Origin of the sequence: Streptomyces sp. NBC_01460 (assembly GCF_036227405.1) — a bacterium.
Taxonomy (GTDB): Bacteria; Actinomycetota; Actinomycetes; order Streptomycetales; family Streptomycetaceae; genus Streptomyces.
The window spans coordinates 7,509,391-7,534,390 of the sequence record NZ_CP109473.1; the positions used below are offsets into that span (position 1 = coordinate 7,509,391).

Consider the following 25,000-nt stretch of genomic DNA (forward strand, 5'->3'; position numbering starts at 1 on the left):
GACGAAAGGAGGCCGCACAGGCATGCGCTACGTCGACCAGCTGCCCTGCGCGATCCAGGAAGAGAAGCACGTCACGATCCCGATGGAGGACGGAGTCAAGCTCTCCGCGCGGATCTGGCGTCCCACCGCCTCGGACGCCGAACCCGTGCCGGCCGTTCTCGAGTACATCCCCTACCGCAAGAACGACCTCACCTCCACCCGTGACGCCATCCACCACCCCTACATCGCCGGACACGGCTACGCGTGCGTACGCGTCGACCTGCGGGGGACCGGTGAGTCGGAGGGCGTGCTGCTGGACGAGTACCTGGAACAGGAGCAGCGTGACGCCGAGGCCGTGCTGGCCTGGATCGCGGAACAGCCCTGGTGCGACGGCAACACCGGCATGATGGGCATCTCGTGGGGCGCCTTCGCCGCCCTCCAGACGGCCGCCCGCCGGCCGCCGAGCCTGCGCGCGATCTGCATCGCGTCGTTCACCGACGACCGGTACGCGGACGACATGCACTACCTCGGCGGCGCGATGCTCTCCGACAACCTGGCCGAAGCCGGCACCATGTTCGCCTACGCCACGTGCCCGCCCGACCCGGCCGTGGTCGGTGAACGCTGGCGGGAGATGTGGCGGGAGAGGCTCGACGCCGCCCGCCCCTGGGTCCTGGAGTGGTTGCGCCACCCGGAGCGGGACGAGTACTGGCGCCACGCCTCCCTCAGCGAGGACTACTCGGCCCTGCGCTGTCCGGTGCTCGCCTCCAGCGGCTGGGCGGACGGCTACTCCAACGCCGTGACCCGGCTGCTGAGCCGGGTCGACGTGCCCCGCAAGGGACTCATCGGCCCCTGGTCGCACAAGCTCCCGCACCTCGGGGAGCCGGGACCGGCCATCGGGTACCTCCAGGAAGTCGTGCGCTGGTGGGACCACTGGCTCAAGGGCGCCGACAACGGCGTCATGGACGGTCCCATGCTCCGGACCTGGATGCAGGAGAGCGTCCCGCCGTCCACCTCCTACGAGGAGCGGCCCGGACGGTGGGTCGGCGAGCCGTCCTGGCCCTCGCCCCACGTCGGTGAGACCGTCCTCCCGCTGCGCGCGGGCAACCTGGGCCGGCCGGAGGAGCTCGCGGACCAGGAGGAGCGGGTCCACACGGTGCAGTCGCCGCTCTCCGTCGGCCAGTTCGCCGGCAAGTGGGCCTCGTACAACGCCCCGCCGGACCTGCCCTACGACCAGCGCGAGGAGGACGGCGGCTCGCTCGTCTTCCAGACCGAGCCGCTGGACGGACGCGTCGAGATCCTCGGTGCCCCCGTCGTCTCCGTGGAGGTGTCCGCGGACGCCCCGGTCGCCCAGCTGAACGTCAGGCTGTCCGACGTGGCACCGGACGGGCGCTCGACCAGGGTGACCTACGGCGTGCTCAACCTGACCCACCGCGACAGCCAGGAAGCCCCCGAGGCCCTGGAACCGGGCAGGCGTTACCGGGTCCGCGTACCGCTGCACAGCGTCGCGCAGGCGTTCCCGCCCGGACACCGCATCCGCCTGTCGCTCTCCACCTCGTACTGGCCGCTCGTCTGGCCGGCGCCCGCACCGGCCCTCCTCAGCGTGTACGAGAAGGGCAGCACGCTCACCCTGCCCGTCCGGCCCGACGACGTACCGGAGGACAAGGCCCTGCCCCCCTTCGGCGAGCCCGAGGGCTGCGCGCCCCCCGCCGTCACCCGGCTGAGCGAGCCGGAGCAGGCGTGGACCGTGTCCAGGGACCTGGTCAACTACCGGTCGGTGCTCGACATCGTGAAGGACCGCGGGCTGCAGCGGTACGAGGACAACGGGATCGAGACCGGGCTCAGGGCCTGCGAGCAGTACAGCTGGACCGGGGAGGACTTCGGGTCGGTGCGCGGCGAGTCGGCCTGGGAGATGCGCTTTTGCCGTCCCGACTGGGACGTCCGGGTCGAGACCCGGACCGTACTGACCTCGGACGAGCACGCCTTCCACGTGGACGCGACGCTCGACGGTTACGAGGACGGGCGGCGGGTCTTCTCCCGCACCTGGAACGAGGAGATCCCCCGGCGGATCGTCTGACGGGCCTCGGGGGCTGACCAGGGAACTTCCGTGAACGGGCGTCCCCTGGTCACCTCCGGGAATACACAGTCAACAATCTCGTTCGACATCTTGCCGACATCCGGCCCGTGCGATTACGGTCGCCGCCAAGAAGCAGACGCCGCCCGCACCCGGTCCGAGGCGCTCGCCCCGGACCGGGTGCGTCGTCGGTGCTCGTGGCGTACCGCTGTGCGGGCGGTCCGGACCGTCGCGCGGAGTTCCGGTCAGGGCCGGTCCGTCCGCAGGTCCGGTCCACCGCCCGCATGATCGAGGAGCAGACCGTGACCGACCCGCCGATCCTCCGGACCCGCGCCCGCAGCCTCCCGCGACACCCGGCCGGTCCCGGGGACACGGCTCCCCCTCCGGTGCGCGGCGGTGGCTCCCGCGTTCACGCCCTGTACGCCGCGGCCGCGTCCACCCCGACCGCGCGGGCGGGGACCGCCGCGGCCGGCCGGGCCCTGTGATCAGGCCATCCGGTCCGCGTCCGAGAGATGCTCCACCGTCACCCCGGTCCCGGTGAACGTCCGGGTGACCGTTCCCGACGTGTAGACCCACAGGATGCGCAGCGGGGTGTCACCGACGTTCCGGAAGAGATGCGGCACCGGGGACGGGATGTACGTCGTGTCGAAGCGTTCGAGACGGGTCACCGCCCCCTCCACCAGCACCTCCGCCTCGCCTTCGAGGACCGTCACGTGCTCGTCGCAGTTGTGCGAGTGCATCGGCGCCCCGGATCCCACCGGATACACGCTCATCCCGCTGGTGATCAGGTTCTCGCCGTCCGACGACGGTGTGGTCACCAGTGGCGTCGTGAGGATCGCACCGCCCCGGTCCAGCGGACGGACGGAAGCGGTCTTGATGATGACGGTCATGCGGAGTCCCTCTCGACGTCGGTGCGTCGTCCGACGTTAGGCGCCGGAACTGCCGATGAGAGGCATCCGGCGTGCAGCTTTACCTTGCATTCCGAGGAGGGTGAGCCTCGGTGGCCCGGGGGTACGGTCGGCTCCCGTCACACGGTCGAACCGCTCGTGGCACCCAGCGAAAGGCAGGTAGTTCCCATGAGAATCCCCGTACTCGCCGCCGAGGACATGACCGAGCACCAGCAGGAACTCCACGCCACGATCACGGCGCGCCGCGGTGGTGTCCGTGGGCCCTTCCGGGTGTGGCTGCGGAGCCCCGAGCTGTGCGAACGGGTGGAATCGCTCGGTGCGTTCGTACGGTTCGAATCGAGCCTGCCGAAGCATCTCCGGGAGTTGACCCTGCTGATGGCCGCGCGCCATTTCGACGCGCAGTACTCCTGGAACGCGCATGTGGCCGCCGCCGTCGAGGCCGGCATTCCCGAGGAGGCCGTCGAGGCCATCGCGGAACACCGGCAACCGGTGTTCGCCGAGGAGGCGGACACCGCGTTCCACGCCTTCTGCCAGGAACTGCTGGAGACGCATTTCGTGTCGGACGACACCTTCGCCCGCGCGCACGAGCACTTCGGCGCTCAGGGACTGGTCGACGCCATCGGCTCGCTGGGCAACTTCACGATGCTCGGCATGTGCCTGAACGCCTTCCAGGTCGACCTCCAGGCCGGCCGCAAGCCCCCGTTCCCCGACGTCCGCGGCTTCGAGCGGGTCACCGGCGGCGGGGACCGGTCCCAGCCGTGACGGCCCGTCCCGAGCCACGTACGAAAGGGAGCGAGGACGTGTCCGCCACGACCGCCCCGGTGCCCGCCGGCACCGTGGAACGCCCGGCCACGCCGCCGGCCGTCCGCATCCGCGACCTCACCAAGAGCTTCGGCGGAGCCGTGGCCCTCAGAGGTGTGTCGCTGGACATCCACCCCGGCGAGGTCCACGCCCTGATGGGCATGAACGGCGCCGGCAAGTCCACCCTCGTCCAGCTCCTCTCGGGGGCGCACCAGGCCGACGGCGGCACGATCGAGACCGGCGGCACCGTCCACACGGCCCTCACCCCGCGCAAGGCCCGTCAGCTGGGCATATCCACGGTCCCGCAACGCCGCGAACTGGTCATGACGCTGACCGTCGCCGAGAACATCCTCCTCGGGGACCTCCCCGCCTCGCGCTCCCTCGTCTCGTGGAGGTCCGTCGAGCGCCAGGCCCGCCAGGCCCTCCTCGACCTGAACATCGACATCGACGTCAGGCGGACCGCGGGCGAACTCACCGTCGCCGAGCAGACGATGGTGGAGGTCGCCCGTGAGGTACGGCGCGGCGGCAGGGTCCTGATCCTGGACGAGCCGACCGCCTGCCTGGGCGCCGCGGCGGCGGAGCGGATCCGCGCCCTCGTGCGGACCCTGCGCGACGAGGGTGTGGCCGTCGTCTACATCTCGCACTACATCGACGAGGTCCTCTCGATCGCGGACCACGTGACCGTGCTCCGCGACGGTGCCGTGGTGCACAGCGGGCCCGCCTCACGGACCGACGCCGCCGGGCTCGTCCGCCACATGGCCGGCCGCGACGTGGTCTCCCGGCGTCCCGAGCGCCCGGCGCCCACGGACACGGTCGCGCTGACCGTACGGGGCCTGACCAGCGGCCGGGACATCGCGGGCTTCGGCGTCCAGGTGCGCAAGGGCGAGATCGTCGGGGTCCTCGGCCCGGCGGGGGACGCGCAGTCCCGGCTGTTCGACCTGCTGTCCGGCCGACGGCGCCCCGACGCGGGCGAGATGGAGGTCGGCGGGACCCGCGTGCCCTTCGGCCGCGTCTCGCGCTCCCTCGCCAGCGGGCTGCGCTGCGTCACCGGGGACCGCCGCGCACTGGGGCTGGTCCCGGGGCTGTCCCTGGACGAGAACCTCATGCTCGCCACCGACCGGCTCAGCGGGCGCCGGCTGCACCGCTGGGCGGAGACGACCCGTCGTGCCGCACCGCGCCGCGCGAGCTACGGCGTCGTCTCACTGACCCGCAACCCCGCGGTCGGCAGCCTCTCCGGCGGCAACCAGCAGAAGGTTTTGCTGGCCAAGTGGCTGGAGACCTCGCCCGTCGCCTGCTTCCTCGAAGACCCCACCAACGGGGTCGACGTGGCAGCCATCGCCGACATCCACGCGCTGATCGACGATCTCGCCTCCCGGGGTGTGGCCGTCCTGCTCGCCTCCTCGTCCGCGGAGGAGGTCATGCGCCTGTCCGACCGCGTGATCGTCGTCAGTGCCGGCCGTGTGGTCGCCGAGCACGACGTCGACGCCCTCACCCACGACGAACTCGTCGCCACCGCCCTCGGAGGACAACCCCGATGAGCATCACCGCTCCGCCGGAGACACCGCGTACCAGGACCGCCCCGAAGTCCGCCCGGAAGCCGGGGCCCTTCCGCACACTGGGCGGTGTCCCGCACGCCGGACTCGTCGCCGTGCTGATCGCCGTCATCGTGTTCGCCGCCGTGGAGACCGACTCGTTCGCCACCTCGGTCAACGTGGTCAACGTCCTCCGGCAGGTCAGCGTCGTCGCCGTCCTCGCCGCCGGCCTCACCCTGCTGATGACGGCCGGCGGGATGGACTTCTCGATGGGCAGCAACGCCGCTGTCACCACCGCCGTCGCCGCGCAGTTCCTCGCGGACGGCAGGTCGACCCTCTTCACCGTGGTCGTGTCGCTGCTGCTCGCCACCGCGGTCGGGCTCGTCAACGGCCTCGTCGTGACCTACACCGACGTGGCCCCCTTCGTCGCCACCCTCGCCACCGCCACCCTCCTGGACGGCGTCGCCCTGCTGGTGCTCAACGGGCTCAGCGTCTCCATCGGCGAGCACCTGTCCGCGCTGGGCACGGAGAAGACGCTCGGCCTGCCCAACCTGCTGATCGTCGCGGTCCTGGTCCTGACCGTGGTCGGCCTGATCATGAAGTTCACGGTCTTCGGCAGGGACGCCTTCGCCCTCGGCGGCAACGAACACGTCGCCCGGCTCAGCGGCATCGACGTCAACCGGCGGAAGCTGGTGCTCTACGGTCTGGCCGGTGCGCTCTCGGGCCTCGCCGGACTGATGCTGCTCTCCCGGCTCGGAGCCAGCAGCCCCGGCACCGGCGGCCTCCAGCTGCAGCTCACCGCGGTGGCCTCGGTCGTGATCGGCGGCACCATGCTCGCCGGCGGCTACGGCACCGTCATCGGCTCCTGCCTCGGCGTCGTGCTGCTGGGGGTCGTCGCCAACGCCCTGAACCTCCTGCAGGTGTCCAGCTACTTCCAGCAGATCTCCGTCGGCACCGTGCTGCTCGTCGCCGCGATCGCCAACCAGCTCCACAAGAAGTCCTCCCCGCACTGATCACCCGCCCGTACGTCTCGAAAGGCCCCTCCCATGACCCTTTCTGCTCGTTCACGCAGAGCCACTGCCGCCTCTGCCGCCGGACTCGCTCTCGTACTGAGCGGCTGCGGTGCCGGTGCCTCCGACGACGGGTCGGTGTCGCTGGGGTTCGTCAACGGCGGCGACACCGAATTCCACACCTGTCTCCAGGCGTCCGTCGAGGACACCGCCGAGGCGGAGGACGCCGAGCTCTACACGGCCAACTCCCACCAGAACCCCGGTACGGAGCTGTCCAACATCGAGGACATGATCTCGCGCGACGTCGACGCCCTCATCGTGCAGACGGTCAACGTCGACGCGCTCAAGGGGGACATAGCCAAGGCGAAGAGCGCCAACATACCGATCTTCCTCACGTCCGTCGTGACCGACGACCCCACCGACATCCTCGGAGCGGTGGTCGTCGACCTCAAGCAGGTGGGCGAGCTGGACGCCGGCTGGGTCGGGAAGGACGCCGCGGGGAAGCCCGCCGAGGCCGGGGTGATCGCCGGGGCCCCCGGCGCCGCGTCCGACCTGCTGGTCAACGGCTTCACCAAGGCCCTCCCGGACAACGTCGAGGTCGTCGCCAACCAGCCGGGCATGTTCAACGCCGCCAAGGCGCAGGACGTCGCCGAGAACATGATCCAGGCCCACCCGGACCTGGCGTACGCCTTCGTCGCGAACGAGGAGATGGCCTTCGGCGCGCTCAAGGCCTTCCAGGCCGCCGAGGCCGACGTGAAGATCGTGACCGTCAACGGCACGGACCGGGGCGTGGCCGCCGTCAAGGACGGCCGGTTCGCCGCGACCGTCGCCAACTCCGCCATGACGACCGGCCGGATCGCCCTCACCAACACGCTCGCGCTGCTCGACAAGAAGAAGACGGACAAGATCGCCTCGACGCCGATCAGCCTCATCACGGCCGACAACGTGAGCAGCGCCCCGCAGTACTGCTCCGCCGAGGAGAAGAAGTCCTGACCCTCCGGGCAGGGCGCCGGTGACTCAGGACCGCACGCCCCCGCACCACGCACCGGGTCCCACGCCCCCGCTCCACGCACCGGGCCCGGGCCCCGCATCCCGCCGTACGCACCGCGACCGGGTCCCCACGCCCCACACCACGCACCGCGACCGGGTCCCTTCGCTCAACCGCACCAACCACACCTGACACGGCCGGAGGCGCCTCCGGCCGTGACGGGGCCGGAGGAATCATGGACCGCCTGCTTCTCATGCGAAGCTTCGTGACCGTCGCCCACGTGGGCAGCTTCAGCGGAGCCGCCAAACTGCTGAGCTCCTCGGGATCACTCGTCTCCCGCCACGTGGCCGAGCTGGAGCGGCAGATCGGCGTCCGCCTGGTCAACCGCACGGCCCGTTCCGTGAGCCTCACGGAACCCGGCCTGCGGTACGCCGAATTCTCCGCACGCATCCTCGAGGAGATCGAGGCGGAGGACTCCACGATCGCGCAGCGGCACGACAGGGCGGAGGGCTCGCTCTCCATCATCTGCCCGAAATGGATCGGAAGTCTGGACCTCGGGGACGCCATTGCCGCGTTCTCCGCGGCCCATCCGAAAATCGTCGTGCGATTCGAGCTGGGCGGAATGTCGGACCGTACCTACGATTTCCTCGACAGCGGTTTCGACGTCGCCTTCCACACCCGCGATCTCCGGGACTCAAGCGTACGTCTCAAGAAGGTCTCCTCGCTCCCGTTCGTCCTGTGCGCGTCGGAGGAGTACGTCGAACGGCACGGCACGCTCGCCCATCCGAACGACATCGCGGCCCACGACTGCCTGGTCCATGTGAACGACCCGGTCTGGCGGATCGGACACGGACACGCGAGCACCCTGCACAAGATCAGGAACGTCGCCTTCTCGTCCAACTCATACATCGCCCTGCAGAAGGCCGCCGTGCACAGCCGGGGCATCGCGCTGCTGCCGCAGAGGTCGGCGTACGACGATCTCGTGTCCGGCGCGCTCCAGGTCCTGCTGCCCGAACTGGCCGTGCCCGACCGGCCCCTCTACGCGATCTACGGCCCGGGGCAGGACACCCCGCGCAAGGTCACCGTCTTCCTGGAATTCCTCACCCAGTGGTTCTCCAGCAATCCCATCGCCGCCCTCACCCCATGAAAGGAATGCGCGCCGTCCGCGCAGGCGACGGGCTGCGCAAGAAGCGATTGCGGCATCCGGGAGCCAGGGCCGTTGAGGCGCCCGGACCGGGAATTTACGATCAGCTGAGCCGGCGTCCGCGCAGGTTCCACGGACGCGGTCCGCGAAATGAGGAGTTCATGGGAATCCAGAGAATCGAGTCGGTGACCTACGGAGTCGACGACCTCGACCGGTGCGTGCGCTTCTTCGAGGACTTCGGTCTCTCGCTGGTGGAACGGACCGGCGAACGCGCCTCGTTCGAGACGCTCGCCGGGCAGACCCTGCACCTCGACACCGCCCCCGACCCGTCGCTGCCGCAGCCGCTGGAGGCGTCGCCGACGATCCGGGAGGTCGTCTGGGGCGTCGACACCCCGGAGCAACTGGAGGGACTCGTGGCCGCCGTCGCCGCGGACCGCGAGGTCACCACCACCGAGGACGGCGTCCACCACAGTGTCGACGAGACGGGCTTCGGCATCGGGCTCGCGCTCGCCGTGCCGCGCGAACTGCCCGCACCCGAGGTGCGCCGGCCGAACGTGTCAGGCAGCGTGCGCCGCTGGAACGAGTCGCTCGGCCCCGTGGGCCGGGTGCGCCCCCTGCGGATGTGCCACGTCGCGCTCAACATCCCCAAGGCGGGCCAGGAACGGGCCGTCGCGTTCTACACCGACCGGCTCGGCTTCCGCCCGACCGACGTCGTCAGGCCCATGGGCACCTTCATGCAGTGCGAGGGCGACGACGACCAGCACAACGTCCTGCTGTGCCACCGCCCCGACCGGGCCGGGGTCAACCACGTGTCCTACGAGGTCCCCGGCTTCGACGACGTCATCGAGGGCGGCAACCACATGATCGCCCAGGGATGGACGGAAGCCCGCAGGCTCGGCCGGCACACCGTCGGCTCCAACGTGTTCCGGTTCCTCCACGCGCCCTGCGGAGGCCGCGTGGAGTACGCGGCGGACATGGACCGGGTCGACGACAGCTACGGGACGCGTGTCCACGAGACCACACCGCCTCACCACATCTGGACCCTGCGCAGCTCCCGTGACGCGCCCGGGAACTCCGCCTCCTGACCGTCCCACCCGCCGAGCGTGAGAGGGCACACGCACCCATGACGACGAACCACGACTACCCCGCCATCCACATGTACATAGCCGGCGAGTGGTGCGAGGGATCGACCGGACGCACCGCGCCGGTGCTGAACCCGGCCACCGAAGAGGTCATCGGACACGTACCGCTGGCCACCGCCGCGGACCTGGACCGCGCGGCGGAGGCCGCCGCCACCGGCTTCGGGACCTGGCGCGACACACCGGTCGCCGCGCGTACGGCGATCCTGCACAGGGCCGCCGGCCTGCTGGTCTCCCGCAGCGCCGAGGTCGGCAGGATCATGACCCTGGAGCAGGGCAAGCCGCTGCGCGAGGCGAGCGGCGAGGCCGAGCGCGTCGCGGGTGCGCTGCGCTGGGACGCCGACGACGCCCGCCGCGCCTACGGGCGGGTCATCCCGTCCGAGCAGGGCACCCTGCTGACCGTGCGCCGCCGGCCCATCGGCCCGGTCGCCGCCTTCACCCCGTGGAACTTCCCGGCGGGCGGGCCGATGCGCAAGATCGCCGCGGCGCTCTCGGCCGGATGCTCGATCGTCATCAAGGCCTCCGAGGAGACCCCCGGCACCGCCGTGCAGCTCGTGCGGTGCTTCGAGGACGCCGGTGTGCCCGCCGGAGTCCTCAACCTGGTGTTCGGCGAGCCCGCCGAGGTCTCGGCGCACCTGATCGGTCACCCGGCGACCCGGCTGATCGCCTTCACCGGCTCCGTGCCCGTCGGCAAGCTCCTGGCGGCCGCCGCGGGCGCCGAGATGAAGCCCTCCCTCATGGAACTCGGCGGACACGCCCCGGTCCTCGTGTGCGAGGACGCCGATCCCGTCGCCGCGGCCCGCCGGGCAGCCGCCGCGAAGTTCGCCAACGCCGGCCAGGTCTGCACCTCGCCGAGCCGCTTCCTCGTCCACGAGAGCCTCCTGGCGGAGTTCACCGAGGAGTTCGTCCGCGCGGCCGAGGCGGTCGTCGTCGGCGACGGGCTCGACGAGGGCGTCACCATGGGACCGCTCGCCAATGCCCGCAGACTGAAGGCCGTCGAGGCGCTGACCGCCGACGCCGTGGCCAGGGGCGCCGAGGTGCGCACCGGTGGCGAACGACTCGACCGCGCGGGCTACTTCTTCGCGCCCACCGTCCTCACCGGCGTACCCGACGACGCGGCGCTGATGTCCGAGGAGCCCTTCGGCCCGCTCGCGCCGATCGTCCCCTTCGGTGACCTCGACGACGCCCTGCGGATCGCCAACTCGCTGCCCTACGGGCTCGCCGCCTACGGGTTCACCCGCTCCGCCGCCACCGCCGAGCGCCTCACCCGGGAGTTCGAGGCGGGCATCCTCTCCCTCAACCACTGCGGAGGATCGGTCCACGAGGCGCCGTCCGGGGGAGTCAAGGCCAGCGGCTACGGCCGTGAGGGCGGTCCCGAGGGGCTGGACGCCTACCTGGTGACCCAGCGCGTCTCCCACCTGCTGGCCGGCTGATCCGCCGTGCGGTACACCCGGGTCTCCATGGGCGGACGTGCGGTGTGGGGCCGCGTCGAGGAGGACGCGGTGCGTCTGCTGTCCGGCTCGCCCCTGGAGGGCGACCCCACGGTCATCGGCTCGATCCCGCTCGCCGAGGCGGCCTGGCTGCCGCCCGTCGTCCCGCCCGTCTTCTACGCCGTCGGCATGAACTACCCGCGCCACATCGAGCACGCCCGGCTCCTGGGCGACAAGGCCGGGGTCACGCCGGAGCGGCCGGAACCCGGCTACCGGGCCAACAACGCGCTCACCGGCCACGGCACGGCGATCGTGAAGCCCGCCGGGCTCCAGGGCAGGTTCGAGGCCGAACCCGAACTGGTCGCCGTCATCGGCCGGACCCTGAGGCACGCCACGTACGAGGAGGCGCGGGACGCCGTCTTCGGCTGGACGATCGGCAACGACGTCAGCGCCCGCACCTGGCAGCACCAGGACCGCTCGTTCTGGCGCAGCAAGAACAGCGACACCTTCAAGCCGATGGGCCCCTGGATCGAGACCGACGTCGACGCCCTCGCCCAGACCACGACGCTACGCGTCAACGGCGAGGTACGCGCCCGGTTCCCCACCGGCGACATGGTCTTCGACCCCTACGACCACATGGTCGAGATGAGCAGGCACCTCACCCTGCACCCCGGTGACGTCCTGTGGATGGGCGCGGAGTCCACCTGCCGGATCGAGGCCGGCGACACCGTCGACGTCGAGATCAGCGGGATCGGCGTCCTGTCGAATCCCGTCCGGGCGGAGAGCGCCCACCCCTGACCACCGCACCCCCGAAAGGCAGCACGCCGTGAGCAAGGAACCCCGCTACATCCACCACGTCAACTTCCCCACCACCGACCCCGACCGCACCGCCGAGTGGTACACCAAGGTCTTCGGGATGAAGAGGATCATGCCGAAGTCCAACACCCGCGTGGTGCTGATGACCCGCGGCACCTTCGACCTGCACTTCACCCCGGTCGAGGAGATGGACCGGATGGCGCCCTACCACTTCGCCGTCGAGGTCGACGACTGGGACGACTTCATGGGACACCTCGCCGAGCTGGGCATCCGTCACACCCGCCCGATCGAGCGCCCCGAGAACCAGTCGAAGTTCTGCTACATCCACGACCCCGACCACACCATGATCGAGCTGGTCTTCCACGGCAGGCGCCCCCACTGAGCCGCAGCGCTCACCAAGGAGATCCCTTCATGCCCCATGTCGATTCCGACGGCGCCTCCGTGTACTACGAACGCCACGGCAGCGGCCCCGCGATCGTGTTCGTCCACGGCTCGGGAGGAAACCACGCCGCCTGGTGGCAGCAGGTGGCCGCGCTGCGCGACGAGTTCACCGTCGTCACCCTGGACCTGCGCGGCTTCGGCAACACCGAACCGGACGTGCGGCAGACCGAGTTCGACAGTCAGTCCTTCTACGCCGACGTCGTGGCCGTCCTCGACCGGGAGGAGCTGACCGACGCCATGCTGGTCGGCCAGTCCATCGGCTCGATCGCCGCGCTCCGCGCCGGCCTCGTGCGCCCCGGACGCGTCGGGTCCGTCGTCCTCGGCCACTCCCTCGGCGGGATCAGCCACCCCGAGCTCAAGGAACTCGCCGCCGCCGACCGGGCCGAGGCCGTCAAGCTGCCCGTCATCGACCGCCTGCTGACCAGGCGGTTCCAGCAGGAGCGCGCCGACCTCACCCTCCTCTTCCGGCAGATGGGCACGTTCAACACCGCCACGATGCAGGACCTGCGCAACCTCGACACCGACGGGCCCGGTCTGGAGGAGATCCAGGACTCGGGCGTCAGGATCGCCTTCCTCGCCGGCGAGAGGGACGCGGTGCTCGGCGTGGAGACGGTGACACGCGCCCACGAGCTGGTGGCCGGCTCCCACCTGGAGATCGTCCCGGGCGCCCCGCACTCCATGTACTGGGAGACCCCGCGGGCGTACAACGCGGCCGTCGCCCGCCTGCGCCGCACCCTCACCGCCCCGAAGGAAGCCGCATGAGCAACATCACCCTCGCCGCCGCCGAAGAGATCATCGACGCCGCCCACGAACGCGCCCGGGAGATCGGGAAGGCGGTGAGTGTCGCCGTGGTCGACGCGGGGGGATTCCCCGTCGCCATCCGGCGCCCCGACGGGGCCCGTCCGCTCACCCCGGACATCGCCAGGGCCAAGGCCTACACCGCAGCGGTCATGCAGCGCCCCGGCAGGATGCTGAAGAAGTGGCAGGAGAGCCAGCCCGTCTTCTTCGCCCAGCTCTCCCAGCTGCCCGGCGCGGCGATGCCCATCCTCGCCACCGAGGGCAGCATGACGATCAAGAAGGACGGCGAGATCATCGGCGGTCTCGGCATCGCCGGCGGCACCGCGGACGAGGACCAGGCCATCGCGGACGACGTCCTGAAGTCACTGGGCTACGAACTGGAGTTCGCCGCCTGGGGCGTCTCCGGCGAGCCCTCCGGAAAGGAAGCCTGAGCCATGGCGGACACGTTCAACTACCGCATCGACCACCACGGCAGCCTGGTCCGCCCGGCCGCCCTGCTGGCCGCCCGCGACCGCGCGGCCGACGGCGCCCCGGACGCCGGAGCGCTGCGGGAGGCCGAGGACGCCGCCGTCAAGGAGGCCGTGGTCCTCCAGCGCAGGCTGCGCTCCACGGTCGTCACCGACGGGGACATGCCGCGTACGGACTTCCGGAGCGCCGTGCTCGAAGGGGTCTCCGGCTTCCGGCGTACCGGGGAGGAGACCGGCGGCCTGGCACGCTGGGTGGCGGACTCCCTGCCCGAGGCGGACGGCCCCCTGCTCGCCGACCGGGCGTCCCTGCTCGGTGAGCTCACGCTCATCGCACCGAAGGCCTCCCTGCCCTCGCCCGCCTACCTCGCCGCGACCTGCTTCGACCCGGAGGCGGCGGGCCGGGGCGGTCCGGCCTCGGCCCGCGAACTCGGCGAGGCGCTGGCGGGGATCATCCACACGGAGATCCAGCTGCTCATCTCCCGGGGTGTCCGGCTGATCCAGCTGAACAACCCGCTCCTGCTCGCCCACACGGCCGGCGAGCCCGGAGCCGCCGGCGCGCTCTCCTTCGAGGACGCCCTGGCCGTCGACGCCCTCGCCGTACCGTCGGGGGAGCGCCCCGACGGTGTCCGGGTGGGCCTCGCCCCGGGCTGGGCGGCCCCGGCGACAGTGGACCGGTCCAGGGCCGAGCAGCTCTACGCCGCCGTCCCCGTGGACCGGTGGATCCTGCCGTACGACCAGGGCACCGACGCCGAGCTCGACCTCCTGCGGGCCCTTCCGGAGGAGCGTGACGCCTGTCTCGGCGCGGTGGACGCGACGAGCCCGGCGATCGAGGAGATCGACACGGTGATGGCGCGGATCGACGCCGCCGCCGAGGTCAAGGACCTGGAGGACATGGCCCTGTCACCCTCGCGCGGCTTCGAGGACGTCGCCGGCCGGCCGCTGCTGAGCGCCGAGGAGCAGAACCGCAAGCTGATCCAGGTCGAGACGCTCGCCCGCTACTGCTGGGGCAACGAGTTCTGACCCGCACGGCGGCCGGGGCCGGCCCCCGCGGGCCCGGCCCCGGCTGCCCGCCGGGCCTACAGCACGTCGGCGAAGGTCACGGCCCGCTCGCTCAGCAGCGGCCGCACCGTGCGGACGATGAGCTCGTCGAAGTAGTCCGCCCCGGCATGGGCGTCGAAGCCGGCCCGGTCCGCGTACCGCTCGTACAGGACGAACGCACCCGGGTGGTCCACCTCCGCGTGCACCTCGTACCCGAGGTTCCCCGGCTCGGCCAGCGTGTGCTCCCGCATCGCGAGCAGCGCGGCGCGCACCGTGGCCTCGTCGGAGGGTGCACAGCGGTAGTGGGCGATGACGGCGAAAGCCATGGGTCGATCTCCTTGTCGGACGCGGCGTCGGGCCTGCCGATTCCAGCACAGCGCGCGTCCGACAGGCGGTGCGTGACGTGCAAGCAATGTCTGCCGCCGCGGCCCTGGTCACTCCCGCCGTCTTCCTGTGTTGTCGTCCCGACCCCCACCGTCCCCTCTGCACACCGCGGACCACCGCGGCCGAACGGGAGCACTGATCCAGATGCACACCATGGAAACCCTCCTCGGCGGACAGTGGGTGACGGCCGCCGAGTGGCTGCACGTCCACGACCCGTCCGACACCCGCAGTCCCGTCGCCCGTGTGCCCGCCCTGAGCGCCGGGGACGTGGCCCGCGCCTACGACGAGGCGGAGAAGGGCTTCGCCGTCTGGCGGCGCACCAGCCCCTTCGAGCGGGCCCGAGTGTTCCACGGGGCGGCCCGGCTGCTCCGCGAGCGTGCGGCCACGATCGCCGCGGCCGTGGTCGCCGAGAACGGCAAGACGCGCGCTGAGGCGAGCGGCGAGGTCGCGAAGTCCGCCGACTTCTTCGAGTACTACGCCGGGCTCGCCCGCGACGGCTACGGCACCCTCCTCCACGACGCCCGGCCCGACACCCGTACGAGCTTCCACCACGAGCCGGTCGGGATCGTCCTCGCCATCACCCCGTGGAACGACCCGCTGCTGACGCCCGCCCGCAAGCTGGCGCCCGCCCTGGCCACCGGCAACGCCGTCGTCCTCAAGCCGGCCTCCGAGACCCCCATGTCCGCACTCCACCTGGCGCGCGCCCTGCACGAGGCGGGTCTGCCCGCCGGTGTGCTGGGCGTCGTCACCGGCCGGGGCAGCCGGATCTCCGGGCCCCTCCTCGACGACCCGCGCGTCGCCGCGGTCACCTTCACCGGCTCCAACTCCGTCGGCGAGGGGCTGCGCAGGTCCCTGGCCGACCGCAACGTCCGCTTCCAGGGCGAGCTGGGCGGCAAGAACGCCACCGTCGTGCTCGCCGACGCCGATCTGGGCGCCGCCGTGAAGGCGCTGATGGCCGCGGGATTCGGACAGGCCGGCCAGCGGTGCACCGCCACCAGCCGGGTCCTCGTCGAACGCTCCGTGTACGAGGAGTTCACCGGACTGCTCCTGGAAGCGGTCGCCGCCGTCAGGCTCGGCCCGGGGGCCTCGGACTCGACCGGCGTGGGCCCTCTCGTCAGCACGGGGCAGCGTGACAGCGTCCTCAGGGACATCGAGCGGGCGGTGAAGGAGGGGGCGACCGTGCTGACGGGCGGCGCGGCCCCGCGGGAGGCGGAGTACGCCCACGGCTGCTACGTCAGCCCGACCGTCCTGGGCGACGTCACCCCGGAGATGGCCGTCTGGCGCGAGGAGGTCTTCGGGCCCGTCGTGGTCCTGCGTCCCGTCGACGGGTTCGACGAGGCCGTCGCGGAGGTCAACGACTCCGACTTCGGGCTCGCCGCCGCCCTCTTCACCCGCGACCTGCGCGCCGCGCACCGCTTCGCGGACGAGGCCGACTGCGGACAGGTCGCCGTCAACACCGCGACCACGGGCTGGGACGTGCACCACCCCTTCGGTGGCTTCCGCGACTCCGGCTCGGCGTTCAAGGAGCAGGGCACCGAAGCCCTGCGTTTCTACACCCGCGTCAAGACCGTCGCCTTCAACTTCGGCACCTGACAGGCAGGTTCCCCAGGAAAGGTTCCCCAGGACGGGTTCCCCAGCACGGGTTCCCCAGCACGGGTTCCCCAGCAAGGTTCCACAGCGAGAAAGGAGGATGCCGATGGCGGAAGAGACGATCGGCATCGTCGGCGCGGGCATCCTCGGCCTGGCGACGGGCCGGGAGATCGCGCTGCGCCGGCCGGGCACACGGGTCGTGGTGTTCGAGAAGGAGGACCGGGTCGCCGCCCACCAGACCGGACACAACTCGGGTGTGGTGCACGCCGGCATCTACTACCCGCCCGGCAGCCTGAAGGCCGGGCTGTGCGTGCGGGGCGTGTCCCTGCTGCGGGAGTACTGCCAGGAGAGGCACCTGCCGTACGAGGAGATCGGCAAGCTGGTCGTCGCCGTGCGCGAGGACGAGCGGGGCCGCATGGACAGCCTCTACGAGCGGGCCAGGAACAACCACGTGCCCGACCTCCGGAGGATCTCCCAGGACGAGATCAGGGAGATCGAGCCCCACGCCGGCGGTGTCGCGGCGCTGCACTCGCCCCGCACGGCGATCACCGACTATCCGGCGATCGCCCGGCAGTTCGCCGAGGACGTCGCGTCCTCCGGCGGCGAGGTGAGACTCGGGTCCCCGGTGACCGGCCTCACGGAGGTGCCCGGCGGCATCGAGGTGGCCTCACCCGGGGAGCGGGTCCGGGTCGACCGGCTGATCCTCTGCGCCGGGCTCCAGTCGGACTCCGTCGCCGCGCTCGCGCACGACACGAAGGAGCCCAGGATCGTCCCCTTCCGGGGGGAGTACATGCTCCTCAAGCCCGACAGGACCGACCTCGTCCGCGGCCTGATCTACCCCGTGCCGGACCCGCGTTACCCCTTCCTCGGGGTGCACTTCACGCCCAGGGTCGACGGTTCCGTCGAGGTCGGCCCGAACGCGGTCCTGGCACTCGCGAAGGAGGGCTACAGGCTCTCCGACGTGTCCGTGAGGGACCTCGCCCGGCTCGCCGCGTACCCCGGCGTCTGGAAGATGGCCGCGCAGCACTGGCGCACGGGCGTCAAGGAGTACCGCGGAGCCCTGTCCGTCGCCGCCTTCATGCGGGACGCGGGGGAGTACGTGCCCGGTGTGGGCACCGCGGACGTGGTCCGGGGAGGCGCCGGCGTGCGGGCCCAGGCCCTCGACCCCGACGGCTCCCTGGTGGACGACTTCCGCATCCACCGGATGGGCCGTGTCACCGCCGTGCGCAACGCCCCCTCACCCGCCGCCACCGCGTCCATGGCGATCGCCGAGCACATCTGCGACGCCGTGTTCGCGAGCTCCGGCGGCTCGCTGTGACCCCGGACGACCTGCCTGTTCGCGCAACAACTGCTTGCACGCCCAGGTCTGCGCAAGCACCCCTCACCAGCCCTAACGTCTGACGCGCACCACCCGGCCCCCGACCCACCCGCAACGAAAGAGGCACACCGTGTTCGTCGTCGACACCCAGATACACATCTGGAAGGAAGAGACCCCCGACCGCCCCTGGGTCCCCGGAGCCCGCGAGCGGATCCGCCTCAACGGCCACCGCGAGGAGGCCTTCTCCTACGAGGAGGCCCTCGAGCTGATGGACGAGGCGGGCGTCAACCGCGCTCTCATCCTCCCGCCGTCCTGGGAGGGCAACCGCATCGACTACGCCCTCGAGGCGTGCAAGGCCCACCCCGACCGCTTCGGCATCATGGCCCGCGTCCCGCAGGACGACGAGATCGAGGGCACGGCCCTGCTGAAGGACTTCGCGCAGAACCCGCACATCAAGGGCACGCGCCTCACCTTCCACCGTCCGCAGGACCGCAACTGGATGATCGACGGCACGAACGACTGGTACTGGCCGATCGCCGAGGAACTGCGCATCCCCACCATGGTCCACGCGCCGATCTGGAAGCGGGAGCTCGGCGAGATCGCCGCCAGGCACCCGAACCTGAAGATCATCATCGACCACATGGGCATCATGGCCCGCTGCGTCGACGACGCGATCGGCTACTGGGTCTCCGAGACCGCCGACCTCGCGAAGCACCCCAACATCTACGTCAAGGTCTCGGCCCTGCCCGGCTACTCCACCGAGGCGTTCCCCAACAGGAACATCGAGAAGTACGTCCGCGAGATGGTCGACAAGATGGGCCCGCAGCGCTGCTTCTACGGCACCGACATCACCCGCCTGCTCGGCCACGGCATCACCTACACCGACACCGTCGAGCAGTTCACCAAGCACTGGGACTTCACTCCCGAGGAGCTCGAGTGGATGCTGGGCCGCGGCATCAGCGAGGTACTCGACTGGCCGGTCGAGGGCTGAGGGAACACTGAGATGACGGACATCAGGAACACGCCAGGCGCCGACGGCGGTGATGCCGTCGTCTCCGCCTTCAACGCCGTCGGCGCCGACTACCTCTTCTGCTCGTCGGGGTCCGAATGGGCCCCGGTGTGGGAGTCCCTGGCCCGGCGTCACCGTGACGGTGACCAGGCCCCCGCCTACCTCGACCTCACCCACGAGACGGTCGCGGTCGGCATGGCCACCGGCTACGGCCTGGTCACCCGCCGCCCGCAGGGCGTCCTCCTCCACGCGGCCCCCGGCCTGCTGCAGGGCTCGATGGCCATCCACGGGGCGCTGCTCGCCGGCGTCCCGATGGTGGTCACCTCCTCGGAGTCCAGCACCTACGGCGACGGACCCGGGCAGGACCCCGGCGGACAGTGGTACCGCAACCTCTCCGTCGTGGGCGGCCCGCACGGTGTCGCGAGGCCGTTCACCAAGTGGGCCAACGAGGCCGCCAGCGTGCACACCCTGCCCACCATGATCACCAGAGCGGCCGAGCTCGCCCTGCGGGCACCGGCCGGACCCGCCTACCTCAACATCCCCCTGGAGATCCTCCTGGAGGAGTGGGACGGCCGCGAGGCCAAGCCCGTCGTCGAGCCCGGCTCCACGCACAGCTCGCCCGAACAGGTGGACCCCGTCGCCCGGTTGATCCGCGAGGCGGAGAACCCCGTCATCGTCACCGAGACGGCGGGCCGCGAGGCGGGCGGCTTCGAGGCGCTCGTCGCCTTCGCCGAGGCGTGGGACATCCCCGTCGTCGAGCCGGACTCGGCGGTGTGCGGCAACTTCCCGCGCGACCACCCGCTGCACGCCGGCAGCGACATCGAGCCGTGGATGGACGAGGCGGACCTCATCCTCCTGGTCAACTGCCGCGTCCCGTTCTACCCGCCGAGCCGCCGCCCCTCGAAGGCGACGGTCGTCGTGATCGACGAGGTGCCGCAGCGGCCGCACATCGTCTACCAGGTGCTGTTCGCCGACCGGTACCTCGAAGGCGGTGTCGCCAACACCCTGGGCCAGCTGACCAGGCGGGCCCGGGACCTCGACGACGCGTACGGGGCGGCCGTCGCCCTGCGCCGCGCGGCACAGGAGAAGCGGTACGCCGCCGAGCGGAAGGCCGTCGAGGCGGCGGAGGCCGAGGCGGCGCGGGCCGAGGGCGTCGACCCCGTCCTGGTCGCCGCGACCCTGCGCACCCTGCTCGACGGTGCGGACCCGATCGTCGTCGACGAGACCATCACCCACAGCCGGGTCGTCAGGCGCCACCTGAGGACCTCCGCCCCCGACGCGTACTTCTACGTCCAGGGCGGGCTCGGACAAGGCATCGCGGTGGCCCTCGGCGCCAAACTCGCCGCTCAGGACCGCCCGGTGGTCCTCACCGTCGGGGACGGCGCCTTCACCTACAACCCGGTGATCCAGTCCTACGACGCCTCCAAGGCGTACGGACTGCCCGTGCTGATCGTCGTCTTCAACAATCGTGTCTACAAGTCGATGAATCTCAACCACCGGCGGTTCTACCCCGAGGGCGCGGCCGCCGGGACCGGCGAGTGGCTCGGTACGGACCTGCACCGGCTGCCCCGGCTCGCGGCGTTCGCCGAGCCGTTCGGGATGCACACCGAGACCGTCGACACGCCCGAAGGCCTCGCCCCCGCTCTGGAGCGCGCGCTCAAGGCGGTGGCGGACGGCACCACCGCCGTCGTCGACGTCCTCGTCACCCGCTGAACCAGGAGGTACCCGCCACCATGAACGACACCCCTGCTCCCACGCCGGGCAAGACGCTCGTCCACACCGAGGACCTGCTGGAATTCGCCGCCTCCCTCCTGGAGAAGGGAGGCCTGAGCGCCGAGCACGCCCGCACCACCGCGGACGTCTTCGTATGGGCCGCCCGGCGCGGAGTCGACTCGCACGGCACCGCCCGCGTCCCCGCCTACCTCGACCTGCTCGCCAAGGGGGTCGCGAACGCCCGGCCCGAGATCACCGTGGAGTCCACGACGCCTGCCGCCGCCGTCCTGGACGCCGACCGTGCGCCGGGACCGGTCGCCCTCACCGCCGCGGCGGAGGAGGCGGTGAGCCGGGCCAGGACGAACGGCATCGCCACCGTCGGCGTCCGCCGTACCGTCCACACCGGCGCCATCGGCTACTACGTCTCCAAGATCGCCGAACAGGGACTGATCGGCATCGGGTTCGTCTCCGGCATGCCCAACATGGGCTACACCGGCGTGAAGGGCGCGGCCGTGGCGACGGCCCCGCTCGCCGTCGCCGTGCCCGGCGGGAGCCGCGCGCCGCTGCTCCTCGACATGGCGACGGCCACCATCGCGCTCGGGAAGATCCGTCAGGCCAGGGCGAGCGGGACCCCGCTTCCCGAGGGGGCCGCCGCCACCGAGGACGGCACGCCGACGACCGACCCGGAGAAGGCGGTCATGCCGCTGCCGCTGGGCGGCGTCAAGGGGTCCGGGATGTCGCTCGCCTTCGAACTGCTCACCGGTGTGCTGGTCGGGGCGCCCGTCTTCTCGTCCTTCCACTCGGACGACCCGCAGGGGCGCAAGCACCGGCAGAACGCGCTGCTGATCGCGGTGGACCCCTCGGCGTTCGGCGACGCGGGGGAGTTCGCCGAGGCCGTGGACGCCACCCTGGGCACCCTCAAGGAACTCCCGGTGGCGGAGGGCGCCTCGGGCGTCTTCTACCCGGGCGAGCGCTCGGCCGCTCTGTCGGCGGAGCGCGGACGCTCGGGTGTGCCGGTGGCGCCGAAGGTGTGGCGGGACCTCCTGGAGCGGGCCCAGGCCCTCGGCGTCGTACCGCCGGAGCCCGTGGGCGACGCCGGCTGACAGCCGGTCGCCGCGCGCACGACCCGGCGGTGCGGACCGGGTCGTGCGCCCGGCACGGGTACGGAGAGGGGGACACGGCCGCAGCCGTGTCCCCCTCTCCGTATGCCGCTTCGGTCATACGAACGAGCCGGGTGTCCGGCCCACCGCGGGGAGCGGTGGGCCGGACACCCGGCTGCGGACGTGTGGGGGAGGGGAGCCGGGCGGCCGGTGTCAGCGGGTGACGCGGAAGCTGTGCACCTGGTCCGCGCCGTCGAGGCCGGCTCCGGACTTGTCGACCACGTAGGCCGTGCCGTCGGCCACCGTGACGTGGTTGGGGTTGGCGCCGGTGGTGACGGTCCGGACAATGCTGCCCTTGCGCGGGTCGACGACCGTCGCCGTGGCGGCGGTGCGGTTGACGACCACGATGTTGCCCGTGCGGTCGTCGCCGGCGACGGACAGCGCGCCCGCGCCCGTGGCGACGGACTTGGTGACGAGGCCCTTCTTCAGGTCGATCACCGAGAGGTCGCCACCGGTCTGGTTGGCGGTGTACGCCGTCCTGCCGTTCTTGGACAGCGCGATCGAGATGGGGCCGTCGCCGGCGGGGATGAGCCGCGGGGTCGCGGACTTGGCGCCGACCTCGATGACCTGGTCGCCGTTGAGGTCCGCGGCGTAGGCGGTGCCGGTGCGCTCGTTCACGACCAGGCCGGTCGGGGAGGACCCGGCGACGGTGACCCGCTTCTTCTCCTTGAGGGTCTTCGAGTCGAAGGCGACGAGGGTGCCGTCGGCGAACGCGCTCGCCCACACCGTGTCGTGGCGCTCGTCGACGACGATCTCCCGCGCGTGGCCCACGTTCGGGAGGGTCGCGAGGTGCGCGCCGGTGCGCTGGCTGTAGACGGCGACGGTGTTGTTGCGGGTGTTCGTCGTCCAGACGGTGTTGTGCTCGTCGTCCACGGCCACGCCGTAGACGGCCTCCAGCGCGCCCGTGGCCGCGTCGGTGACCGGCGGGGTGATGGTCTGCTTCACCTTGAGGGTCTTCGGGTCCACCTTGAGCAGGCTGGAGGCGAGGACCGGCGGGCGGCCCACGGCGGACGTGGTCCACAGGACGTTGTTCCGCTCGGAGTACGAGGACTGGTACAGGCCCTTCACGAGCGGCGCGACCGTGACGGTGCCGGCCGCGGCGTGCGCGGAGGCGGTGCCCGCGAGTGCGGCCGTGCTACCGGCGGCCACGACGAGCGCGATGGCGGCGCGGGTGACGGTGCGACGGCTTCTGAGGGGGGACGAGGTCATGCGGGGTCAACTCCCTGACAGGGGTACCAGTGGGAACTGCGTGGTTTCGGTGGAAACCGCAGTAGTTGTAACTTAGCTTAGGCTTACCTAAGTAACGTGCTTTCAGGTGTGTGATGCGCGCAACAACGTCCCTGTGGGGCCGCTGTGTTCGGACGGACGGACGTCCGTCAGCTCTGCGCGGCGTGCCCGCCCGGTCGTCGGCGTACGACGACCAGGGTCGTGGCGGCGGCACCGGCCGCTCCGCCGACCGCCGCGGCCGCCGCCGACCAGGCGATCGTCGCGTACGAGACGGGGCTCGACGCCGACGCCGCGGTGACCGTGTTCGGCGCGGTGACGGGCGCGGCGGCCGCCGCCGGGCCGGTGCCGGCGGGTGTCACGCCGGGCGCGGTCACCGTGAAGTCCACCTTGAGGGTGGTGGACGGGTTCGGCGCGAGGAAGCGCAGCCAGTGGGCCCCCGCCGGGGTGCCGGCCGGGATCGTGACCTCACCCTTGTACGCGCCCGAGGCGTCGGCCTTCCACTGGCCGAGGATCTCCTCGTCGTCCAGCTTGATGGTGACGGTCTGTCCGGCTGGGAACGCCGTCACCTCGAAGGGGATCCTCCCGCCCGGCTGCACCTCGCTTGCCGAGATCGCGGCCTTGGCCCCGCGGGAGTTGGACGCGCTCGCCGGTGCGCCGGTGGCCGCGGGCACCGCGGCGGTGCCGGTGGATCCGCCCGTGCCGCCCGAGGACGCGCTCGCCGCCGCCTGCGCGGCCGAGGCGCCGGAGGTGACGGTGAAGTCGGCCCGGAGGCTCGTCGAGGGGTTCGGGGCGAGGAAGCGCAGCCAGTGGGCGCCCTTCGTGGCGTCCGCCGGGATCGTGACGGTTCCGGTGAGCGAGCCGTCCGCACCGATGCCGTTCGGCCACTGGCCGATGATCTTCGAGTCGTCGAGCTTGACGGTGAGCTGCTGGCCGGCCGGGAAGCCCGTCACCCGGAAGGACACCTTGCCGCCCGCGGCGACCTGGGAACCCGCGGTGATCGTCGCTGACGTGGTCGCGGTGCCACCGGAACCGCCGTTCGAGCCGGACGACCCGCCGGTGGAGCCCGAACCGCCGCTCGTGCCCGTGTCCGTACCGCCGCCGGTGCTGCCGCCCGTGCCGGTGTTGCCGCTGCCCGAGCCGCCACCGCCCGTGCCGGACGATGTCACCGCTATGTCGGCCCGGAGGCTCGTCGAGGGGGCGGGTGCGAGGAAGCGCAGCCAGTGGGCCCCGGCCGAGGCCGACTTGGGCACGGTGACCGTGGCGGTGAGGGTTCCGTCCGCCTTCACGGCCGACGGCCACTGCCCGATGATGTCGGCGTCGTCCAGCTTCACCGTGACGCTCTGCCCCTTGGTGAACCCGGAGAGGGTGAAGGTGACCTTCCCGCCCGCCGCCACGGTCGAGTCCTTCAGCCGCACCGCCGGGTCGGCCGCGGGCGGAGCGGTCGTCGGGGGTGTGGTGGGGGCCGGCGTGGGTGTGGGGGTCGGCGTCGGTGTCGGCGTGCTGCCGGTCACGGTCAGGTTCTCGCTGCGGACGCTCGTCTGCGGCGCCAGGAAGCGCAGCCAGTGCGCGCCGCCGGGGGCGGCGTCGGCCGGGATCGTCACCATGCCCGAGACGCCGCCGTCGTCACCGATGGGGAACTGCTTGAGCAGGGACGCGTCGTCGAACTTGACGCTCAGGGTGGCTCCGGCGGGGAAGCCCGTCGCCTCGAACGGCACGGAGCCGCCGGGCTTCACGCTCGTGGTGCCCAGAGTGACCGTGGGGGCGACGGTGTCGGCGACGAGCGCGACCGTGCCCGTCGCATCCGCCCCGGCAGGGCCCGCCGCGAGGGGCAGGGCGCCCAGGGTGCCGATGCCGAGCGTCGCGCCCGCGGCGAGGGCGGCCATCCGTCCCAGCCGGGGGCGGAGCGGGACGGAGGCCGGCGTGGCGGAACGGGAGGGTCTGGCAGGGTTCATGATGAGCTGCTCCTGGCGGGCGGCGAAGAGAAGGGGAGAGGGAGGGCGTGCGGGACAACGGCCTTGCGGACAAGCCGGCCAGACC

23 protein-coding genes are annotated in these 25,000 nt (G+C 71.7%); 19 read left to right on the plus strand and 4 right to left on the minus strand.

Translation table 11 applies throughout. The features are described 5' to 3' along the window. Positions 1 to 22 precede the first annotated feature (22 nt). Together OG488_RS33690 and OG488_RS33695 are read left to right on the plus strand one after the other, a co-directional pair. Positions 23 to 2,053: a CocE/NonD family hydrolase gene (locus OG488_RS33690; RefSeq protein WP_329236132.1), complete on the plus strand. Its 2,031-nt coding sequence runs from the start codon at positions 23 to 25 to the stop codon at positions 2,051 to 2,053. A 299-nt stretch (positions 2,054 to 2,352) separates the two neighbouring features. After that, a complete protein-coding gene (locus tag OG488_RS33695) occupies positions 2,353 to 2,535 on the plus strand; it encodes a hypothetical protein (RefSeq protein WP_329236134.1) in 183 nt (60 codons plus the stop codon). Here the strand turns inward: OG488_RS33695 and OG488_RS33700 are convergent, their stop codons facing one another. Further along, positions 2,536 to 2,940: a cupin domain-containing protein gene (locus tag OG488_RS33700; RefSeq protein ID WP_329236135.1), complete on the minus strand. Its 405-nt coding sequence runs from the start codon at positions 2,938 to 2,940 to the stop codon at positions 2,536 to 2,538. Between the two features lie 186 nt (positions 2,941 to 3,126). Here OG488_RS33700 and OG488_RS33705 point away from each other — a divergent pair, with 186 nt between their 5' ends. From OG488_RS33705 to OG488_RS33760, 12 genes are all read left to right on the plus strand, one after another. After that, entirely contained in the window at positions 3,127 to 3,720 is a 594-nt protein-coding gene (locus OG488_RS33705; RefSeq protein ID WP_329236137.1) for a carboxymuconolactone decarboxylase family protein, read from the plus strand. A 38-nt stretch (positions 3,721 to 3,758) separates the two neighbouring features. Continuing rightward, positions 3,759 to 5,297 (plus strand): sugar ABC transporter ATP-binding protein, encoded by a 1,539-nt coding sequence (locus OG488_RS33710; protein WP_329236138.1) that lies wholly within the window; start codon positions 3,759 to 3,761, stop codon positions 5,295 to 5,297. Continuing rightward, positions 5,294 to 6,304: an ABC transporter permease gene (locus OG488_RS33715; protein ID WP_329236140.1), complete on the plus strand. Its 1,011-nt coding sequence runs from the start codon at positions 5,294 to 5,296 to the stop codon at positions 6,302 to 6,304. Before OG488_RS33710 ends, OG488_RS33715 begins: the two co-directional genes overlap by 4 nt. Before the next feature lie 33 nt (positions 6,305 to 6,337). Continuing rightward, on the plus strand, positions 6,338 to 7,294 hold the full coding sequence (locus tag OG488_RS33720; protein WP_329236142.1) for a sugar ABC transporter substrate-binding protein: 957 nt from the start codon (positions 6,338 to 6,340) through the stop codon (positions 7,292 to 7,294). 230 nt (positions 7,295 to 7,524) lie between these two features. Next, on the plus strand, positions 7,525 to 8,436 hold the full coding sequence (locus OG488_RS33725; protein ID WP_329236144.1) for a LysR family transcriptional regulator: 912 nt from the start codon (positions 7,525 to 7,527) through the stop codon (positions 8,434 to 8,436). Positions 8,437 to 8,594: 158 nt separating this feature from the next. Next, the gene (locus OG488_RS33730; RefSeq protein WP_329236146.1) at positions 8,595 to 9,518 is read left to right on the plus strand and encodes a VOC family protein; all 924 of its coding nucleotides are present in this window, start codon (positions 8,595 to 8,597) and stop codon (positions 9,516 to 9,518) included. A gap of 38 nt (positions 9,519 to 9,556) precedes the next feature. Beyond that, positions 9,557 to 11,005 (plus strand): NAD-dependent succinate-semialdehyde dehydrogenase, encoded by a 1,449-nt coding sequence (locus OG488_RS33735; RefSeq protein WP_329236148.1) that lies wholly within the window; start codon positions 9,557 to 9,559, stop codon positions 11,003 to 11,005. Between the two features lie 6 nt (positions 11,006 to 11,011). Beyond that, the gene (locus tag OG488_RS33740; RefSeq protein ID WP_329236150.1) at positions 11,012 to 11,800 is read left to right on the plus strand and encodes a fumarylacetoacetate hydrolase family protein; all 789 of its coding nucleotides are present in this window, start codon (positions 11,012 to 11,014) and stop codon (positions 11,798 to 11,800) included. A gap of 28 nt (positions 11,801 to 11,828) precedes the next feature. Next, a complete protein-coding gene (locus tag OG488_RS33745; RefSeq protein WP_329236152.1) occupies positions 11,829 to 12,200 on the plus strand; it encodes a VOC family protein in 372 nt (123 codons plus the stop codon). A 29-nt stretch (positions 12,201 to 12,229) separates the two neighbouring features. Further along, positions 12,230 to 13,021, plus strand: coding sequence for an alpha/beta fold hydrolase (locus tag OG488_RS33750; protein ID WP_329236154.1), 792 nt, complete (start codon positions 12,230 to 12,232; stop codon positions 13,019 to 13,021). Then, positions 13,018 to 13,488, plus strand: coding sequence for a GlcG/HbpS family heme-binding protein (locus tag OG488_RS33755; protein ID WP_329236156.1), 471 nt, complete (start codon positions 13,018 to 13,020; stop codon positions 13,486 to 13,488). The genes OG488_RS33750 and OG488_RS33755 overlap by 4 nt, the downstream gene beginning before the upstream one ends. 3 nt (positions 13,489 to 13,491) lie before the next feature. Next, positions 13,492 to 14,544: a methionine synthase II (cobalamin-independent)-like protein gene (locus tag OG488_RS33760; protein ID WP_329236157.1), complete on the plus strand. Its 1,053-nt coding sequence runs from the start codon at positions 13,492 to 13,494 to the stop codon at positions 14,542 to 14,544. A 56-nt stretch (positions 14,545 to 14,600) separates the two neighbouring features. Here OG488_RS33760 and OG488_RS33765 read toward each other — a convergent pair whose 3' ends face one another. After that, complete coding sequence (locus tag OG488_RS33765) at positions 14,601 to 14,888, minus strand: putative quinol monooxygenase (RefSeq protein ID WP_329236159.1); 288 nt, start codon at positions 14,886 to 14,888, stop codon at positions 14,601 to 14,603. A 202-nt stretch (positions 14,889 to 15,090) separates the two neighbouring features. Between OG488_RS33765 and OG488_RS33770 the strand changes: the two genes are divergently transcribed. The 5 genes from OG488_RS33770 (at position 15,091) to OG488_RS33790 (ending at position 21,679) form a co-directional block, all read left to right on the plus strand. Continuing rightward, positions 15,091 to 16,539 (plus strand): aldehyde dehydrogenase family protein, encoded by a 1,449-nt coding sequence (locus tag OG488_RS33770; protein ID WP_329236161.1) that lies wholly within the window; start codon positions 15,091 to 15,093, stop codon positions 16,537 to 16,539. A 103-nt stretch (positions 16,540 to 16,642) separates the two neighbouring features. After that, complete coding sequence (gene lhgO, locus OG488_RS33775; protein ID WP_329236163.1) at positions 16,643 to 17,854, plus strand: L-2-hydroxyglutarate oxidase; 1,212 nt, start codon at positions 16,643 to 16,645, stop codon at positions 17,852 to 17,854. Between the two features lie 130 nt (positions 17,855 to 17,984). Then, positions 17,985 to 18,845 carry an amidohydrolase family protein gene (locus OG488_RS33780; RefSeq protein ID WP_329236165.1) on the plus strand — a complete coding sequence of 287 codons (861 nt, stop codon included), beginning with the start codon at positions 17,985 to 17,987 and terminating at the stop codon, positions 18,843 to 18,845. 12 nt (positions 18,846 to 18,857) lie between these two features. After that, positions 18,858 to 20,576, plus strand: a complete 1,719-nt coding sequence (locus OG488_RS33785) for a thiamine pyrophosphate-dependent enzyme (RefSeq protein WP_329236167.1) — start codon at positions 18,858 to 18,860, stop codon at positions 20,574 to 20,576. A 20-nt stretch (positions 20,577 to 20,596) separates the two neighbouring features. Then, complete coding sequence (locus tag OG488_RS33790; protein ID WP_329236169.1) at positions 20,597 to 21,679, plus strand: Ldh family oxidoreductase; 1,083 nt, start codon at positions 20,597 to 20,599, stop codon at positions 21,677 to 21,679. A 210-nt stretch (positions 21,680 to 21,889) separates the two neighbouring features. Here OG488_RS33790 and OG488_RS33795 read toward each other — a convergent pair whose 3' ends face one another. Further along, positions 21,890 to 22,945, minus strand: a complete 1,056-nt coding sequence (locus tag OG488_RS33795) for a YncE family protein (protein ID WP_329236171.1) — start codon at positions 22,943 to 22,945, stop codon at positions 21,890 to 21,892. A gap of 167 nt (positions 22,946 to 23,112) precedes the next feature. Continuing rightward, positions 23,113 to 24,915: a hypothetical protein gene (locus OG488_RS33800; protein WP_329236172.1), complete on the minus strand. Its 1,803-nt coding sequence runs from the start codon at positions 24,913 to 24,915 to the stop codon at positions 23,113 to 23,115. Positions 24,916 to 25,000: the final 85 nt, after the last annotated feature.